The 17,565-nt window shown below is 74.7% G+C and carries 12 protein-coding genes; 5 read left to right on the top strand and 7 right to left on the bottom strand.

Going from position 1 to position 17,565, the window contains the following annotated elements:
* Positions 1-179: 179 nt before the first annotated feature.
* The 3 genes from AB0M16_RS17295 (at position 180) to AB0M16_RS17285 (ending at position 2,807) form a co-directional block, all read left to right on the top strand.
* A complete protein-coding gene (locus AB0M16_RS17295) occupies positions 180-1,274 on the top strand; it encodes a hypothetical protein (protein WP_365343598.1) in 1,095 nt (364 codons plus the stop codon).
* 148 nt (positions 1,275-1,422) lie between these two features.
* Positions 1,423-2,073 (top strand): phosphoribosylanthranilate isomerase, encoded by a 651-nt coding sequence (locus AB0M16_RS17290; RefSeq protein WP_365343596.1) that lies wholly within the window; start codon positions 1,423-1,425, stop codon positions 2,071-2,073.
* A 44-nt stretch (positions 2,074-2,117) separates the two neighbouring features.
* Positions 2,118-2,807 carry an alpha/beta hydrolase gene (locus AB0M16_RS17285; RefSeq protein ID WP_365343594.1) on the top strand — a complete coding sequence of 230 codons (690 nt, stop codon included), beginning with the start codon at positions 2,118-2,120 and terminating at the stop codon, positions 2,805-2,807.
* 224 nt (positions 2,808-3,031) lie between these two features.
* On the opposite strand, the gene AB0M16_RS17280 is transcribed toward AB0M16_RS17285, so the two are convergent.
* The 5 genes from AB0M16_RS17280 to AB0M16_RS17260 all read right to left on the bottom strand — a co-directional run bounded on the left by AB0M16_RS17280 (position 3,032) and on the right by AB0M16_RS17260 (position 8,327).
* Positions 3,032-3,634, bottom strand: a complete 603-nt coding sequence (locus AB0M16_RS17280; protein WP_365343592.1) for a PadR family transcriptional regulator — start codon at positions 3,632-3,634, stop codon at positions 3,032-3,034.
* A 45-nt stretch (positions 3,635-3,679) separates the two neighbouring features.
* Positions 3,680-4,543 carry a hypothetical protein gene (locus AB0M16_RS17275; protein WP_365343590.1) on the bottom strand — a complete coding sequence of 288 codons (864 nt, stop codon included), beginning with the start codon at positions 4,541-4,543 and terminating at the stop codon, positions 3,680-3,682.
* Positions 4,540-5,739: a DUF2306 domain-containing protein gene (locus tag AB0M16_RS17270; protein WP_365343588.1), complete on the bottom strand. Its 1,200-nt coding sequence runs from the start codon at positions 5,737-5,739 to the stop codon at positions 4,540-4,542. Before AB0M16_RS17270 ends, AB0M16_RS17275 begins: the two co-directional genes overlap by 4 nt.
* A 142-nt stretch (positions 5,740-5,881) precedes the next feature.
* Positions 5,882-6,994, bottom strand: a complete 1,113-nt coding sequence (locus tag AB0M16_RS17265; RefSeq protein WP_365343586.1) for an ABC transporter substrate-binding protein — start codon at positions 6,992-6,994, stop codon at positions 5,882-5,884.
* Between the two features lie 205 nt (positions 6,995-7,199).
* The gene (locus AB0M16_RS17260; RefSeq protein WP_365343584.1) at positions 7,200-8,327 is read right to left on the bottom strand and encodes a hypothetical protein; all 1,128 of its coding nucleotides are present in this window, start codon (positions 8,325-8,327) and stop codon (positions 7,200-7,202) included.
* Between the two features lie 325 nt (positions 8,328-8,652).
* On the opposite strand from AB0M16_RS17260, the gene AB0M16_RS17255 reads away from it, so the two are divergent.
* Entirely contained in the window at positions 8,653-10,101 is a 1,449-nt protein-coding gene (locus tag AB0M16_RS17255) for a polysaccharide lyase 6 family protein (protein ID WP_365343582.1), read from the top strand.
* A gap of 149 nt (positions 10,102-10,250) precedes the next feature.
* Here the strand turns inward: AB0M16_RS17255 and AB0M16_RS17250 are convergent, their stop codons facing one another.
* Positions 10,251-11,525 (bottom strand): serine hydrolase domain-containing protein, encoded by a 1,275-nt coding sequence (locus AB0M16_RS17250; protein WP_365343580.1) that lies wholly within the window; start codon positions 11,523-11,525, stop codon positions 10,251-10,253.
* Positions 11,526-12,292: 767 nt separating this feature from the next.
* Here AB0M16_RS17250 and AB0M16_RS17245 point away from each other — a divergent pair.
* Complete coding sequence (locus tag AB0M16_RS17245) at positions 12,293-14,566, top strand: SpoIIE family protein phosphatase (RefSeq protein WP_365343578.1); 2,274 nt, start codon at positions 12,293-12,295, stop codon at positions 14,564-14,566.
* On the opposite strand, the gene AB0M16_RS17240 is transcribed toward AB0M16_RS17245, so the two are convergent.
* Positions 14,544-17,537 carry a HAMP domain-containing protein gene (locus AB0M16_RS17240; protein WP_365343576.1) on the bottom strand — a complete coding sequence of 998 codons (2,994 nt, stop codon included), beginning with the start codon at positions 17,535-17,537 and terminating at the stop codon, positions 14,544-14,546. The genes AB0M16_RS17245 and AB0M16_RS17240 overlap by 23 nt on opposite strands.
* Between the last annotated feature and the right edge of the window lie 28 nt (positions 17,538-17,565).

The following is a 17,565-nucleotide window of genomic DNA, read 5'->3' as shown; positions in this document are numbered from 1 at the left end:
CCGCCGTGGCCGGCCACCGGTCGGCGAACCCCCTGGTGACGCACGGGATCCCGCGGGCGGACGAGGGGAGTCCCGGGCAGCGCGTGTTCCCGCCACCCCTGCCCCGCGTGGGCCGTCCCACCATCCCGGATTCGCCGATCGACTCGAACCGCCCCGGCGCTCCTGGCACGCTTTCCGTCGTGACCTACGTCGTGACCGTGGAAACGTGCATACCGGACGACGCCCCCGACCTCGACGCACTGGGCCGGGTCGGGGCCGTCGTCCTGCTGGAACGGGGCTTCGGCTCCGTGGCCGGCGTCGAAGGGCCCGACGGGGTGGAGGTGGACGTCTTCGACGTGGACGTCTCCGACCACCCGCGGGGCGTCCTGCTCACCGTGAGCGTGGCCGCCCCCTCCCTGGAGGTCGCCGAGGACGCGGTGGGGGCCGTGACCCAGGAAGTCCTCGACCGGACGGACCAACTGGCCGCGTGGGTGGTGATGAGCAGCGAGGTCAGACTCCACCCCGACCGGGCCCGCGAGAGCCTGGAGGCCGCCGACGGACCCGACGCCCCGCCCAGCGACCCGGCCGCCCGCCGGGCCCGCCACACCGCCCGCCCGGGGGGAGCGGCCGGCGCCGACGGCCCGGACGGCGACGAGCCCCTGTCCGACGTCGTCGAGGAGACCTCCGACCCCGAGGCCGAGATCCGGGCCCTGGCCACGGCCCTGCGGTCCTTCGACCCGGCCGTGTTCGGCGCGGGCGCCGACACCGCCCAACTCGCGGCCGGCGCCCTCGTCCACGCCGCCGAGGTCCTCATCGACGAACTCTGCGACGACGTGCAGGCCCTCGCCGAGGAGGACACCGACGTCGCCTCCTGCGACGGGCACCTCTGGCACCTCGACCGGCTGCCGGCCCGGCACGCCGACCACTACGACGAGCGCTTCGCACGCCGCTTCCTCGTGACCGCCGTCGCCCTCACGACCCGGTTCACCGACGGCGGCTTCCGGCGGCTCGGCTGCCTCGCCGACGAACTCGTCCTGCGCTTCCTGGTGGAGCAGGCGCACGTGGCCCTCGACCTGTACGGCCTGCTGGACGAGGACGTCGCCGCGGCCCTGGAGCGCTTCCGCGTCCACGTCCACGACCGGCCGCACCCGGGCCCCGACGACGACGCCGCGCTGCTCGGCTTCGGCACCTGGTTCACCCCGTTCGGCGCGGACCGGTACGTCCATCCGTACGCCGCCGACCTCTTCGCGGACGAGCCCGCGGAGGAGTACCGGGGGGAGTCGGAGGGCGCGTGACGCCAGGGCGCGAGCCCGCCCCCGGACCGGGCGGCCCGCCACGCTCCCCGGCCGCCGCGGCCCCCGCCGCGGCCCCCGCGGCGCCCCGGGCGGCCGACCGGGGCGCGGCCGCGGCATAGGATCGGGCGGGACCAGCGGAGGAGGGACTGTGTTCGTCAAGGTGTGCGGGCTCGCCACGCCCGCCGACATCGACGTGGCCGCCGAGGCGGGCGCCGACGCGGTCGGGCTCGTCATCAGCGGGACCAGCGTCCGCGGCCTCGACCGGGACACCGCCGTCCGCCTCGCGGCACACGCGCGCGCCCACACGCCCGCGCACGTCCTGTCCGTCCTCGTCGTCAACGACACGCCCGCGGCGGACGCCGCCGCGCTCGCCCGCGCGCTGGACGTCGACGCCCTCCAGCTGCACGGCCGCTACGACCGGGACGACTTCACGGCCGCCGCCCGCGTCTTCCCCCGGCTGTGGCGGGCCACCTCCCTCAAGGAGCGCCCCGACACCCGCGTCGGCGCCTACGGGGAGGAGGTCCTGCTGCTCGACTCGCCGCGCGCCGGCTCGGGGGCCCGCTGGGACCTCTCGCTCCTCGACACGGCCCGCCCCGAAGGGACGTGGCTCCTCGCCGGCGGCCTCGCCCCCGGCAACGTCGCCGAGGCGATCGACCGGGCGCGTCCCTGGGGCGTCGACGTCTCCAGCGGCGTCGAGTCCGCCCCCGGCGTCAAGGACCACGCCCTGATCCGGGACTTCGTCGCCGCGGCCAGGGCCGCCGACGCCGACGCCCGAGGCGTTGTCAGACCCTCCCGCTAGCGTTCCGACGGTCGCCCGACCGCACACCGTTCGGAGGAACGCCCGTGGACATCCTGCTCATCGCCGGCCTGTGGCTCGACGGATCCGCCTGGGACGACGTCGTGCCCGAGCTCACCGCGCTCGGCCACCGTCCCGTGCCGGTCGGCCTCCCCGGCCAGGGCGACGGGAACGGCTCCGCCACCCTCGACGACCAGCTGGCGGCGGTGCTCGACGCCGTCGACGCGGCACCCGGCAAGCCGCTCGTGGTGGGGCATTCCGCCGCGAGCAGCCTGGCCTGGCTGGCCGCCGACGCCCGGCCGGACAAGGTGGCCAAGGTCGCCCTCGTCGGCGGCTTCCCCGCTCCTGACGGGAGCGCCTACGCCGACTTCTTCGCGATCGAGGACGGCCTCATGCCCTTCCCCGGCTGGGGCCCCTTCGAGGGACCGGACGCCGCGGACCTGGACGAGGCCGCCCGCGAGCGCTTCGCCTCCGCCGCCGTCCCCGTCCCGGAGGCCGTGGCCAAGGGGGTCGTCCGGCTCACCGACGAGCGCCGGTTCGACGTCCCGGTGCTGCTCGTGTGCCCCGAGTTCACCCCCGCCCAGGCGAAGGAGTGGATCGCCGGCGGCGAGAGCCCGGAGCTCGCCCGGGCCGCGCGCCTCGACTACGTCGACCTCGACTCGGGCCACTGGCCGATGACCACGCGGCCCGGCGCTCTCGCCCGTCTCCTGGCCGAGGCCGCGGAGAGCTGCGACTGAGGCCCCGTCCTTCGGAGCCGGCGGGTGTCCGGCACGAGCGGCGAGCCGCGCCTGAGGTCGTGTCCGGGAAGGAGCGCCGTCCGCCCGCGGGGCGGGGCTCGCGGCGTCCGGTGCGAGCGCCAGGCGGGAGGGCCGCCCTCGTACCGGGCGTGCCCGGGTGGTCCCGACGACGCGGCGAGCGTGCGTGCCAGGCGTCGCGAGCCGCGGGACTTCACAGGCACGACCTAGAACTGCTCCGCCCCGGTTCTCGGCCCCGGTTCCGCCTCCACCCCGGCTTCCGGCCCGGCCTCAAGACCGCCGTCCGGCCCGACGCTCGGCTCCCGGTCCGCCACCCAGCGCCAGAAGTCGACCATCATCCGCTCGTAGCGGATGCCGAACTCCAGCGCCTCGCGCTGGCCCCGGGTGAGCAGCGCGCCCACCGAGTCCGCCAGCCCCTCGTACTCCTCCAGGGTGCGGGCGTGCTCGGTGACCTGGACGGGGGCGTGGACCCGCGGACTCGCGCCGAACCAGAGCTTGAGGATGCTGCGTTCGCGGGCCTCGACCGGGACGAACGCGGGATCCTCCAGCCACCCCCGCAGGGCCCGCGCGCCCGACTCCGTGACCCGCAGCAGGCGCCTGCCCCGGCCGCCCTCGCGCCGCACCTCGGCCAGCAGACCGGCGTCCAGGAGCCGGTCGCACTGCGCGTACACCTGCGCGTGCGGCACCGACCAGAACGGCGCCACCGTACGGGCCGCCTCCACCTTCACGTCGTACGGACTGGCCTCGCCCAGCTTGTCGATGATGCCGAGCACCAGGAAGGAGGGCGTGGTCAACCGGACTTCAGACATGCCGCGACCGTACACGCAGCCGGTCGCGGCCGTCCGGCCCCGGGATCAGCCGGCGACCGACGCCGGATGCCGGGCCCACAGCAGCCGGCCCGAGACCCCGGTCACCAGCAGGCCGACGACCAGACCGACCAGGCAGGCCGCCGGCCCGGACGTCCAGTCGACGTCGCGGGCGTGCACGGCGAGCAGGACCCCGGCGGCCGACGACACCACCGGGACGGCGAGCAGCGCCGGCCGGATCCGCGCCAGGTCGTCCTCGGCCAGCGCGCCGAGCACCCCCACGCCGAGGGCGAGCGCCCACACCCCGAGGCCCTGCGCGTCCGCCCGGCTCACCTCCCACGGCACCAGCGCGCCCCAGAAGCCGGGTGCCACGAGCAGCCCCGCGCCCAGGCCGAACCAGCCCGCACCCAGCAGCGCCAGCAGTGGCTTCGACCAGCCGGGCAGGGGCGCGGTCCGCTCCGCGGGCGGAGCGGCCGGCCTGCGGTACTGGAGCGCCAGACACGCCACCGCGCCGACGGCGAGCAGTGCCAGGGTCGCCACCCAGCCCAGGCTGAACAGCACGAGGAAGAGCGGCCCGCCGGTCGCGATCCGCAGTTCCCCGCCGTTGACCAGCGACACCGTGCACAGGCCGACGAGCACGACGACGAGCGGCCACACCAGGGTGCGCGCCTCCTCCCAGGTGCGGGCCCGCCCGACGGTGAGCAGCGCCGGCGCCGTGCCGGCCATCGCCGCCCCGAGCAGCCCCGGGCTCAGCGCCTCCGGCGAGGACCAGGGACCGGCCGCCTTTCCGAGGACGCTCGCGATCACGAGGAGGGCACCGACGCCGATGCCGATGAGGGCCACGGCCGTACTCAGCACGACCACGCCGGGCGCGAGTTCGCGCCCGCCCGCCGTGTCCGGGACGCTGCTCATGAGAGCTCCCTCAAGGGGGTGTGGGGTGCGGGGGAGGGGGCGGCGGCCGCGAGCGCGGGCGCCGCGGACCGGCGGCGGGCGGCCTCGCGGCCGTACAACACGCGCAGGCTGAGCGCGACATGGGCGGCGAAGGCCAGGAAGCCGGCCCCGATGCCCGCCCCCGCGACGAGCGCCGTCAGCGGATCGAGGTGCATCGCGCGCTCGCACACCACCGTCGTGCCGGCCGACAGCGCGGGCGCCAGGCACAGGGCGACCAGATGCGTGCGCCACTCCTCGCGCGGCCAGACCGCGCCCCGGCGCGCGGCCCGCAGCGCGCGCAGGTGCAGCAACACCATGATCACGCCGTACGGGACGAGGTACGCGAGCAGCAGTCGACGCCCCTCCGAGCCGTGCTCGAGGAAGCCGCGGCCCAGCCACACCAGGCCCGCCGCCCCTATGAGATGAGCGCCGGCGAGCACCGGCACCGGTGTCCGGCCGCCGGTCACGAAGGGGTGTGCGTCGCGCCGGTCGAGGGCGCGGGAGGCGAGCAGCGCGCCGAGGACGACGAGGGCGCCGAGGTGCATGATCGCGACCCGGTTGACGTCCTGCAGGGACAGCCCTGGGTAGAGCGCGGGCAGGACGCCCCACTCGACGCGCAGCAGCGGGGCGGTCATGAGGTAGCCGTACGAGAGCAGCATCCACCGCTGGTGCAGGTCGGGCAGCCCGGTGACGGCGGTGAGGACGCCGAAGGTCACGGCGAAGACGGTCCCGACCAGGATGGTCGCGAGGACGATCCAGAACGCGGCGCCGCTGAAGGCCTGTTCGGGCGGGGTGCGGGCCAGGTACACCGCGGCGCCGCCCATCGACACGTAGACGACGGCGGCGTACGCGATGCCGGTGGCGCGGTGCAGCCGGATCCGCCGCCGCACCGCCGAGAGCAGCTGCACCGGGCCGAGCAGCATGAGCAGCCCGCCGAGCACCGAGTGCACGATCAGCGGCACCAGGCTGCGCGTGTACGGGCCCATCCGGTCGCGGACCGCTTCGGCGACGTACTCCGGCGACACCGACCGGCCGAGCAGCCACTCCCCGAACGCCGGGGCGCCGGGCCGCGCGTACGGCCACAGCTCGGTCATCGCGATCGGCGCGTAGACGAGACAGGTCACCGTCACGGCGACGGCGGCGACCCGGCCCCCACGCACCCCTCTCCCCTGTGCCATGGAGGTGCCCCCGTTCCTCGATAGTCCCTTCTGGACTATCGAGGAAGGTAGGGCCAACCCCCGCCCCGGTCAATGGCCTTCGCGCGCAGCTGGGGTCGGCCGCGGGTCACGACGACCGTTTCGGCCGTGTGGAGGATCCGGCTCAGGCCGTGTGGAGGATCCGGAAGTGATCGGGTGCGGCCGGGTCGCGGTCGACGACCTGGACGGGCGCCCAGGCCCACTGCCACACGCTGATGCCGGGCGTACGGGAGAACCGGATCCGCCCGCGCGTGCCGTCGACCGCGACGTCCGGCCAGGCTCCGGCGACGCGCGGCCGGTCCGTGCCGTGGGAGCGCAGCGCTTCGGCGAGGACGGCGACGGTGTCGTAGCCCTCGAAGGCGACGAAGGAGGGCGGGCCGGCCAGCTGCTCGCGCAGGGCCTCGTCGACTCGGGAGCCGAGCGGGCCGAGGTGCTGGGGCAGGTAGCGCAGGAAGGGGATCCCGGCGCCGTCGTCACCGAGCAGCGCCGTCCATCCGGGGAACTCCGGCTGCCCGGCAGGAGCGCCGACCAGGAGCTCGGAGAGGCGCCGGTCGCGCCGGACGGCCCGGACGATCGGCGCGGCGGGATCAGGCTGGCCGACCAGCAGCAGGAGCGCCGTCGCCCCCTCGGCGACGACGGCGTCGCACAGGGCGGCGGGGGAGAGCTCGCGCACGTCGAGCTCGACGACTGCGCCGCCGCGTGCTGCGAGGTGGTCCCGCAGGATGCGGACCCCGGACGCCCAGTAGACACTCGGCTGCGTGGCCACCGCGATGCGGCGGTGGCCGGAGCCGAGGAGGAAGTCCGCGTAGGTCCGCCAACCGCGCGACTGCGGCGGAGCGAGGCGCGCCACCTGTTCCGTGGGCTCTTCGGTCAGCGCGTCGAGAACCGCCGACGAGCACAGGAACGGAAGGCCGAGGGCGTCGGCCCGGGTGGCGGCGGCGCGAGCGACGACGCTGTGGTACTCGCCCACCATGGCGGCCACGCCAAGACCGGCCAGCTCGTCCACGGCCGCCGCGGCCCGCTGCGGATCTGCCGCGGTGTCCCGGACCACCAGTTCCAGCGGCCTTCCGCCGATCCCGCCGGTCTCGTTGACCTCGCGGACGGCCAGTTCGAGCCCGGCGAGCAGGTGTCGTCCCGCCTCGACCCAGCCGGGCGGGGTCAGCGGAACGAGGGCGCCGATCCGGACGGGCGAACCGTCGGTCGGTGCGGCTGCGGCGCGCGAGGGGGGCGTATGCATGAGTGGGCGTCTCCCGTGTGACGGTGCCGGACATTGCACACACCACCCTCGCCGACGGGCAACGGAATATTCGCCGGTCTGCTGAGCTCGTCGAACCGTGAACGGGCCGCGGGCGGCGCCCGTTCGAGCACTGGGAGCCGAACCGGACGAAGGCGGTGCCCCGGGCTCACGTGTCCGAGCCGGGGGCGTCGTCGACGGCCCGGGCTCACGTGTCCGAGCCGGGGGCGTCGTCGACGGGAACCACTCCGAACACCGAGAAGCTGACGATCCAGTAGACGAGGTAGCCCACCAGCAGCACCACGCCGTGCCGGCGCCTCAGGTGCCCGGTGAGGAGCGCGTAGGCGGCGAACCCGTTGATCACCACGAGGGACGGCAGGTGCCAGGTGAAGATCTCCGGGGTGATCACGAGCGCCCCGCCCGCCAGGGCGACGACACCCAGCTTCGCGGTCACCGAGAACACCACGCTACCGATGACATTCCCGATGCCGATGGCGGGCGCGCCCCGCCGGGCGGGCTCCGCGGTCAGGAGAACGTCCTCCAGGGAGAGCACCAGCGTCGCGATCGTCGCCCCGAAGACCGTGCCACTGATGGCGAACCGCTCCTGGATGCCCTCGGTCCCCTCGGACATGGCCCAGGCGCCGGCGACGAGACCGGTCAGTGCCAGGACCGCCGGTAGGAGCAGCGCCCACGCGCGCTGCTCGTCCCGGTCCGTCGCGGCGATCCGGCCGGTTCCGTGGAGTTCGCCGGCGGTGGCGTCGTCGTCGCCGCTGTCGCCGGCGCCGCCGGCGTCATCGTCCTGGGTACGGCCTCCCGCCTCGTCCTTCCCGGCAGCGAGGACGACGAGGTCGGGGATGTGCACGCCGTGGGGCCGTTCCGGGTACCGCAACCGCGGTGACGCCCGCCGGGACTCACGGAGGCCGACGTAGACGACGAACAGCGCGAACAGCAGGATCTGAAGGACCCCGAAGGAGGTTCCCAGCTCACGGAGCAGGGCGGGCACGATCAGGACCAGAGGGGCGACCGCGAACACCGCGATGTAGTCCTTCGGGATCTCCACCCGGCAGGGCGCGACGACGGCGGCGATCCCCAGCACCAGGCCCGTCATCGAGATGACGGTTCCGAAGGTCACGCCGAGTGCGACGTCCTCGAGGCCCTCCGCGTTGAGCACCGCACTGAAGGAGAGGTCGTCCATCTCGATTCCGGTGAACAGAACGGCCAGCAGGAAGAGCGAGACCACCAGGCCGCGCGCCATGCCGACCAGGTAGGTGATCAACTTCTCGGCACTGTAGATCAACAGTGCCGCTCCGGCGATGAAGGTGAGAACGGACGCCATCCGGTTGCTCCCCCTTAAGCAGCACGGACCGACCACGTCGCCTGGGCCTTGCGCATGACGCCTGTTCGGAAGCTAGCAGGGGATCGCCGCGCACGCCCCCGTGCGGGCCGACGGTGGCGTCGACACGCCACCGTCGGCCCGCGGCCCGGGACCGGTCCGTCGCCGGGTCAGCGCACCGGAGGGTTCGGAGGGGGCGGCGCGGGTTCGAGCAGGCGCGGGGGCAACGCGTCCGGCGGTGGGGGGCGTTAGCGGGACGGCAGCGGAACGACAAGGCGCTGCCGCAGGCTGGGCGCCGACCACATCCGTCACACTCCTCGGGGGCACCATGCGACGACGTACCTTCCTCACCGGCACCCTTCTCGGCACGGCCATCACCGCCGTGCCCTCCCTCGCCACGGCGAACGCGGCGAACTCCGCGCGGATCGGCGCCGCCGAGGCGGGCACCGTGACGGTCGGCTCCCTGGCCGAGCTCCAGAAGGCGATCGACCGCGCCGTGCCCGGCGACCGGATCGTCCTCGCCGACGGCACCTACACCGTGCCCTCGGCCGGCATCAGCGTCTCCGGCCGCAACGGCACCACCAGCGCGCCCATCACCATCGTCGCCCAGTCGCGCGGCGGGGCGGTGCTCCAGGGCGAGCGCAGCTTCGTGCTCGCGAACTCCAGCAACATCGTCATCAGCGGCTTCGCGCTGCGGCAGCGCACCACACTGGAGATCCCGGCGAGCTGCCCGCGCATCCGGCTCACCCGCAACGACCTCAACTTCGCCGACGTCACCGGACTCGACTGGGTGGTCGTACGCGGCGACGACGCCAAGATCGACCGGAACCACTTCCACGACAAGACCACCCAGGGCATCTTCCTCGTCGTCGACGGCCCCGGCTCGACGGCGATGGCCCAGCGCCTCACGGTCCTGCGCAACCACTTCTCCGACCACAGCTACGGCGGCGAGAACGGCGGCGAACCGATCCGCCTCGGCGTCAGCGCCCGCGCCCTCTCCAGCGCGAACGCCGTGGTCGAGTACAACCTCTTCGAGCGGTGCGACGGCGACCCCGAGACGGTCTCCGTGAAGTCGTCCGACAACACCGTCCGCTACAACACGGTCCGCGACAGCCGCGGCGGCATCGTGCTGCGCCACGGCAACCGGACCACCGTCGCGGGCAACCACCTGCTCGGCGGCGGCGAGGGCGTCCGCCTCTACGGCAACGACCACCTCGTCGTGAACAACTACTTCGGCGCCCTCACCGGCCGCGCCCTCGTCGTCGGCAGCGGCACCACCCGCGACCACCACGCCGGCGAGACGACCGACGAGCGGCGCGGCAACGACGCCTGCGACCGCGCGGTCATCGCCCACAACACCTTCGTCGGCAACACCCGGACGCTGTCCGGCGAGAGCCGGACGTACGAGCCGAGCGACGTCGTCGTCGCGGACAACATCCTGGTGTCCGGCAGCGGCACCCTGGTCGACCTCCCGCAGGGCAGCGGCTTCCTCTGGCAGGGCAACATCCTGTGGGGCGCCGCCGCCGACGGCACCCTCCCGAACGCCGGCTACCGCAGGGTCGACCCGAAGCTGCGCCTGGACACCGACGGGGTGCACCGGCTGTCCGCGGACAGCCCCGCGATCGACACGGCGACGCTGACCTCGCCGGCCGTCACCGAGGACCTCGACGGGCACGCCCGCGCGGGCGCCCGTGACGTCGGCGCCGACGAGTACTCCACCGCCGCCCCGGTCCGCCGCCCGCTCACGACGGCGGACGTGGGCCCGAACGCCGCCTGAGGCGGGCGGCCTCGGTGCGCACGGAGTGGTCGCCGCGTGGGGTCGGTGGCCTGACGGTGCGCACCAACCGGCAGCCCCGCGCGGTGTCCGCGTGGGGCTGCCGGTGCTCCCGTGGGGGCTGCGCACCGCGGGCCGGGCGGCCCGGCGCGTCAGTGCCGCTCGGGCAGGTCCTGCTCGGCCGGGCGGTCGGTCGTGCCCGGCGTCGCGAAGGAGCGGGCCGTCGGGGCCGTCGCGGCCGGGGCCGGCTTCTTGCCGCAGAACGCGGCCTCCAGCGTCCCGCCGAGCGCCGTGTTGGCCGCTCCGTGGTTCGAGGTGTTCGCGACGGCCGACAGGCTGCGCCTGCCGTCCCGGGTGGTGAAGGCGTACGTGTAGAAGCCCTGCACGGTCCCGGTGTGGCCGAACACCTGCGTCCCGCACGACAGGTCGTAGCGGCGCAGCCCGAGCCCGTAGAAACGGGTGTTCGTGGTGTCGGTCGGCGTCACCGTCGTCATCGCGTCGAGCATCGCGGGCGAGAGCAGCCGGCCGCGCAGCAGCGCGCTCATGAAGGTGTTCAGGTCCGCCGGGGTGGAGATGACCGCGCCCGCCGACTGCGCCCACGACACCGTCTGCTCGGTCGAGTCCACGAGCGGCGCGCCCGCCTCGTCGGGGTGCAGGTAGCCGCGGACGTGCAGGCCCTTGATGCGCGTGTCGGGGTGCACGTACGTCGTGCCGCTCAGCTTCAGGGGCTTGAAGATGCGGTGCTTGTACGCGTCCGCCACCGGCCGGCCCGTCAGCTTCTCGATCAGCATGCCGACCACGACGAAGTTGGCGTTGGAGTACTTGTACGAGACGCCGGGCTCGGTCGTGCGCGGCTCCGCCAGGGAGAGGTCGACCAGCTCCTGGTAGGAGAAGACCCGGTTACGTACGGCCTCGAAGCCCGGCACGGTCTTCTCGAACATGGCGTTCGTGTAGTCGGCCAGCCCGCTGCGGTGGGTGAGGAGGTGACGGACCGTGATGCGGTCGTCGGGCAGCAGCCCGGGGAGGTAGCGGTTCACCGGCGCGTCGAGCTCGATCCGGCCCTCCTGCACGAGCTGCAGCAGCACGACCGTGGAGAACGTCTTGCTGACGCTGCCGATCCGGAAGCGCGCGTGGATGTCCATCGGCGCGCCGGTCGCGCGGTCCCGGACCCCGGCGGTCCGGTACTGGACCCCCGAGGGACCGGCGTACCGGGCCATGGCGCCCGGGGCGCCGTTCGCCATGGCGGCGTCGAGCGCGGCGGCGACGCCGTCCATGTCGGGCGCGACGGGGGCGGCCGGGGTGGCGGCGGGCGTGACGGGGACGGGTGCGGCGGACGCGCCGGCTGCCGGGACGAGCGCGCCGGCGAGCGCGGCGATCAGGGTGGCGCCCACGGCCAGGCGGCGGCGTCGGTGCGGCGAACGGAGCACAGGGTTCCTCGACTTCTTCCTCGACGGATCGTTCACCGATCATGAGTGCCGCAGAGCGGAGCGGGTTCCCGACAGGGAAGGCGTGTTTCGGCCAACTCGTGGTCGCGCGCCGCGAGGCGCGTCCCCGGACCCGCCCGGCGTCGTGTCCCGCCTGCCGCGCGCTGCGGCTCCGCTTGCCGCGCGTCCCCGCGCCGCTTGCCGTGCGGCTCGGCCCGGGCTGCCGCTCCGCCCGCCGTGCGTCCCGCTCCGCTTGCCGCGTGCCTCGGCCCGTCCGCCGCGGGCTTCCGCTCCACCTGCCGAGGCTTCCGCTCCGCTGGTCTCCGCCCCGCCCGCCGCTGGTCTCCGCCCCCGCCGCGAGCCTCCGGCCCGTCCGCCGCGAGCCTCCGCCCCCGCCGCGATCCTCCGCCACGCCCGCTGCCGGCGGCCGTCGCCTTGCCGTGGGCGCTCGCGCCCCTCCGTACGGGAAGTCGTCCCCCGGACTTCGTCCGGACCCCCGGGCGGACCCCCAGGCGGGACGGGTGGCACAAGGGACGTCGCTCCTTGCCGGGGCCGGCCCGGGCACCCTGCCCTGACGCCCGCCATCACGGGCGCCGCACCGCGAACCCGTGGGGCCGCCGGGGGCCGGGGCGGCGGGGCCGGGGGCCCGGGGCGGCGGCGCCGGACCGCTCCCCGCCGTCGTCGGCCGCGTAGACTCCGAAGGGGTGCGAGCGCCCGCTCGGGAGGTCGTTTTGGCCGGTTCCGCAGGGTTCGACGACAGGCCGTCGGGGGTGTCCGACGACGCGTCGGAGACCAGCTTCGCGGGGCTCGTGGCCGAGAACCGGCGGTTGCGGGGAGAGCTCGCCCGGCGGCATCTGCTGGATCTCGCGACCGGCGCGCTCGCGGCCCAGCTGGGCGTGTCCACCGCCGACGCGGGCGAGCACCTGACGGCGCTCGCCGCCGCCACCGGCCTGGCCCCCGAGGACCTCGCGGCGGACGTCGTGAACGCGGTCGCCGGGCCCCACGACCTCTTCCCCGCACCGGACGAACTCTCGCCGCTGCCGGCCCGCCGCCTGCGTCGTACGGCCGCGGCCGCCGAGGTCGCCCCCGGGGTCGGCGAGGCGGCCCGCACCCTGCTGGAGGGCGGACTGGCGCCGCTCGGCGCGGACAGCCTGTGGCTGTGGCGGTGCGCCGACGCGGGGGGCCTGCGGCTCGCCGGACACGCCGGGGTGGGCGCCGTGGAGGCCGAGGCCTGGCGGTCGATCCCGCCCGCGGCGCCCCGGGCCATCCGCGCAGCCCTCGACGGCAACGCCCCCGTGTGGCTGGACGACGACCCGGACCTGCCGGGCGGCGTGCCGGGAGCGGCGCGGGCCGTCCTGCCGTTGCGGCGGCGCGGGACGACGGTCGGCGTGGCGCTCGTCGGCTGGCCCGGTCCCCTGGACTTCGAGCCGCCCGTGCGGCGGGCCGTCGCCGGGCTCATGGACGTGGCGGTCGCGATCCTCGACCGGCCCGACGCCGACGCGCCCGGCGCGCCCGTCCTCGTGGACGTCCTCGACGCGCTGGCGACCCCGGCGGTCCTCCTGCGGACCGGCGCCCACACCGGCGCGCCGGTACTGGAGCACGCCAACGAGGCCGCCGCCACGGCCCTCGGCGGCGGCCTCCCGGCCGACGACCGCTCCCTGCCGCGCGCCTTCCCGCACGTCCACGACGAGCTCGCACGCCTGGTGAGGCGGGTCCGCCTCAGCCGACGCCCGCAGCACGCCGCACGGCTCCCCACGGCCGGCCGGGCGCCGGGGGCACCGTTCGGTCCGCTGCTCGACGTGCGCGTCCTGCCCGCCGGCGCCGACCGGACCCTGATCCTGTGGCACACCGTCGGCGACCCCGGCATCGCGGCCGGCCGGGCCGTCGCGCGGCTCCAGAGCGTCGCCACCTTCCAGGACAGCCTCACCGGCGGCGACACGGTCTGGTCGGAACAGGCGTACGGGATCTTCGGGATGCCCCGGGACGCGGCGCCTCAGCCGCTGCTCGCCCTCCGCGGCCGGATCCACCCCGAGGACGGCGAGGCCCTGAGCGAGCTGCTCAGGACGCTCCTGGAGCGCCGCTCGGGCGCGCAGGCCGTGCTGCGCACCGTGCTGCCCGACGGCTCCGTGCGCCATGTGCGGGTCGCCGCCGAGCCGCTGCTCGAAGGGGACACGGTGACCGGCCTCGTCGGCGTCTACCAGGACGTCTCGGCGACCCGACGTACCGAGGTCGCGCTCACCGCGACCTTCGACCACCTCAACGCCGTCCGCAGCCAGTCGGAGATGCGCCACCAGCTCGCCCTCCAGCTCCAGCGCGCGATCGTGCCCGAGGTGACGGCCCTGCGCGAGCTGCCGGGCGGTCTCACCGTCGCGGCCCGCTACCGGCCGGCCGCCGAGGAGTACCAGGTCGGCGGCGACTGGTACGACGTGCTCCCGCTGCCCGGCGGCAAGGTCCTCGTGACGGTCGGCGACATCGCCGGGCACGGCATCGACACCGTCACCGGCATGGTCGCCCTCCGCAACGCCCAGCGCGCCCTCGCCTTCACCGGCCGCCCGCCCCGGCAGCTGATGGGCTGGCTCAACGACGTCACCCTGCGCACCGGCGGCGGGTCCACCGCCACCGCCGTGTGCGCGCTGTACGACCCCGGGGACCACACGCTCGTCTGGTCGAGCGCCGGCCATCTGCCGCTGCTGCTCCTGCGGGACGGGCGCGCGCGGCTGCTCGAACCGCCGCAGGACGTCCTGCTCGGGGCGGTGCCCTCCTACGCGTACGCGGAACGGCGCACCGAACTGCGCCCCGGGGACACCCTGTTGCTCTACACCGACGGCCTGGTGGAACGGCGCCACGAAGGCCTCGGGCCCGGTCTCGCCCGGCTGGTCACGGCGGCCGAGCGGATCGCCGGACAGGAGTCCCCCGAGCTGCTCGTCGACGGACTGCTCGGCACCGTGCTCGGCGACACCGACGACGACACGAGCGTCGTCGCCGTGCGGGTCAGGCGGCCCGGCGAAGCGGAACGGGAGGTCAACCCGCCAGGCGACGCCTGATCTTGACCATCAGCTCCCTCTCGTCGACCGGTTTCGCGAGGTAGTCGTCCGCGCCCGCCTCCAGGGCGTGCGCGCGGTCGCCCGGCATCGCCTTCGCGGTGACGACGATGATGGGCAGTCCGCTCCGGTCGGGCAGACGCCGGATCTCCTCGATCGTCCGGTAGCCGTCCATGCCGGCCATCATCACGTCCATCAGGACCAGCTTGACCTCCTCGTGCCCGGAGAGCAGCTCGATGGCCCGTCGGCCGCCGTCTGCCGCCAGCACGCGCAGTCCGTTCGCCTCCAGGACCTGGGTGAGGGCGAAGACGTTCCGGGTGTCGTCGTCGACGACGAGGACGGTGGTCCCGGTCTTCTCGCGGGCCGGGTCGGCGCCGGCGTCCGACGGCCGGGTGCGGCGGGCGTCGACGGCGGGCGGGGTGCGGGCGCCCGGCTCGGAGGGGCCCGCCGACTGCTCGGGCAGGTAGAACGTGAAGCTGCTGCCCTTCCCCGGTGTGCTCTCGACCTCGATCGAGCCGCCGAGCAACGCGGCCACCTCCCGGCTGATGGACAGGCCGAGGCCGGTCCCGGCGTACTCGCGCGCCGTCGTGCCGTCGCCCTGCTGGAAGGCGTCGAAGATGTACCGGAGCCGGTCCGGGGCGATGCCGATCCCGGTGTCGGCGACCCGGAAGGCCAGCACCGGACGCCGGTCGCGCAGGGCGGCGGGGACCTCGTCGGGCGGCGTCTGCGCGATGGTGAGCGAGACGCCTCCCTCGTCGGTGAACTTCAGCGCGTTGGACAGGAGGTTGCGCAGCACCTGCCGCAACCTCCCCTCGTCGGTGGTCAGACGGGCGGGTACGTCCGGGGCGATCGTCACGGTGAATTCGAGCCCCTGCTCGTCGGCGACCGGACCGAAGGTCGCCTCCAGGTAGTCCAGGAGCTGGGCGAGGGCGAACGGCTCGCGCCGCACCTCCATCTTGCCCGCCTCCACCTTGGACAGGTCGAGGATGTCGTTGATCAGCTGGAGCAGGTCGGATCCCGCCGAGTGGATGACCTCCGCGTAGTCGACCTGCTTCTCCGTCAGATTGCCCTCGGCGTTCTGGGCGAGCAGCCGGGCCAGGATGAGCAGGCTGTTCAGCGGGGTGCGCAGCTCGTGGCTCATGTTGGCGAGGAACTCGGACTTGTACATCGACGTGCGCGACAGCTGCTGGGCCCGGGCCTCCAGCTCCTGCCGGGCCTGCTCGATGACCCGGTTCTTCGACTCGATGTCCTTGTTGCGCTCGGCGAGCAGTGCCGCCTGCTCCTGCAGTTCGGCGTTGGAGAGCTGGAGTTCACGCTGTCGTGCCTGCAACTCCAGCGTGCGGGAGCGCAGTTCGTCAGCGAGGTTGCGGGACTGGGCCAGCAGCTCGTCGGTGCGCAGATTGGCCACGAGCGAGCTGAGCACGGCGCCGGCGCTGGTGACGAAGCGGTCGAGGAAGTCGCGCTGCAGCGCGCCGAACGGCTGAAGGGAGGCGAGTTCGACGGCACCGAGCACCTGGTCCTCGACGACGATCGGCAGCACGACCAGCGCGGCGGGCTCGCCCGTCCCGACTCCCGAGGAGACGGTCGCGTAGCCCTCGGGCACCGGATCGACGAGCAGCGTGCGCCGGCCCAGCGCCGCCTGCCCCACGAGGCCCTCGCCCAGCCGGAACCGGCGCGGCCGGTCGGCGACGTCGGGCAGCCCGTACCCTGCGGCCAGGGCCAGGACGGGTCCGCTCTCGTCCTCCTCGACGAGGAAGAAGGCCCCGTACTGGGCGGAGACCAGCGGCGGCACCTCCGCCATGATCAGCTCGGCGATCTCCGGCAGTCCGCGGGTGCCCTGGAGCAGCGCGGTGGTGCGGGCCAGGTTCGTCTGCAGCCAGTCCTGCTCCTCGTTGGCCCGGGTGGTGGCGCGCAGCGACTCGACCATCGCGTTGATGTTGTCGCGCAGGTCGCCGACCTCGCCCGGGGCGTCGGCGGTGATGGAGCGGGTGAGATCGCCCTCCGCGACCGCGCTCGTCACCTCGGCGATCGCCCGCACCTGGCGGGTCAGGTTGCCGGCCAGCTCGTTGACGTTCTCGGTCAGGCGCATCCAGGTGCCCGAGACACCCTCGACCTCCGCCTGGCCGCCGAGCTTGCCCTCGGTGCCGACCTCGCGGGCCACCCGGGTCACCTCGGCCGCGAACGACGACAGCTGGTCGACCATCGTGTTGATGGTGGTCTTGAGCTCCAGGATCTCGCCACGGGCCGCCACGTCGATCCGGCTGGTCAGGTCGCCCTGTGCGACGGAGGTGGTGACCTGAGCGATGTTGCGGACCTGGTTGGTCAGGTTGTCCGCCATCGAGTTGACGTTGTCGGTGAGGTCCTTCCACGTCCCGGACACGCCGCCCACCGTGGCCTGGCCGCCGAGCTTGCCCTCGGTGCCGACCTCGCGGGCCACCCGGGTGACCTCCTCGGCGAAGGAGGAGAGCCGGTCGACCATCGTGTTGATGGTCTCCTTCAGCTCCAGGATCTCCCCGCGCGCGTCCACCCGGATCTTCTGCGTGAGGTCGCCGCGGGCCACGGCGGTCGCGACCTTGGCGATCGACCGCACCTGCGAGGTGAGGTTGTCGGCCATCGCGTTCACGCCGGTGGTGAGCTCCCGCCACGCCCCGCGCGCCCGCGGCTCGCGCACCCGGCCGCCGAGCAGCCCCTGCCCGCCGACCTCGCCGGCGACGCGCGTGACCTCGGAGGTGAGCAGGGACAGGCGGTCGACCATGTCGTTGTAGACGGTCGCGATCTCGCCCAGGACGCCGTCGGACCCCTCGGAGAGGCGTACGGACAGGTCCCCGTCCCGTACGGCGGTGAGGCCGGCGTGCAGCCGCCGCAGCGCGTCGTCGCGGGGGCCTCCGACACCTCCGGAGGAACCACCGGGGCCCGCGGTGCCGTTGCCGCCCGTACCCGGACCGTCTCGGAGTGCTGGTCTGCGGTGTGCCATGGAGGACCTCGCGGGCGGGGACGGGCGC

It is taken from the genome of Streptomyces sp. NPDC051921, assembly GCF_040680975.1.
Taxonomy (GTDB): Bacteria; Actinomycetota; Actinomycetes; order Streptomycetales; family Streptomycetaceae; genus Streptomyces.
Note: the sequence above shows the minus strand (reverse complement) of the source record. Positions and strands in the feature narration are given on the sequence as shown.

Coding starts and splice junctions, on each gene's coding strand:
- AB0M16_RS17280 (WP_365343592.1), bottom strand. CDS start 3,634: ATGTCTGAAGTCCGGTTGACCACGCCCTCCTTCCTGGTGCTCGGCATC.
- AB0M16_RS17275 (WP_365343590.1), bottom strand. CDS start 4,543: ATGAGCAGCGTCCCGGACACGGCGGGCGGGCGCGAACTCGCGCCCGGC.
- AB0M16_RS17270 (WP_365343588.1), bottom strand. CDS start 5,739: ATGGCACAGGGGAGAGGGGTGCGTGGGGGCCGGGTCGCCGCCGTCGCC.
- AB0M16_RS17265 (WP_365343586.1), bottom strand. CDS start 6,994: ATGCATACGCCCCCCTCGCGCGCCGCAGCCGCACCGACCGACGGTTCG.
- AB0M16_RS17260 (WP_365343584.1), bottom strand. CDS start 8,327: ATGGCGTCCGTTCTCACCTTCATCGCCGGAGCGGCACTGTTGATCTAC.
- AB0M16_RS17255 (WP_365343582.1), top strand. CDS start 8,653: ATGCGACGACGTACCTTCCTCACCGGCACCCTTCTCGGCACGGCCATC.
- AB0M16_RS17240 (WP_365343576.1), bottom strand. CDS start 17,537: ATGGCACACCGCAGACCAGCACTCCGAGACGGTCCGGGTACGGGCGGC.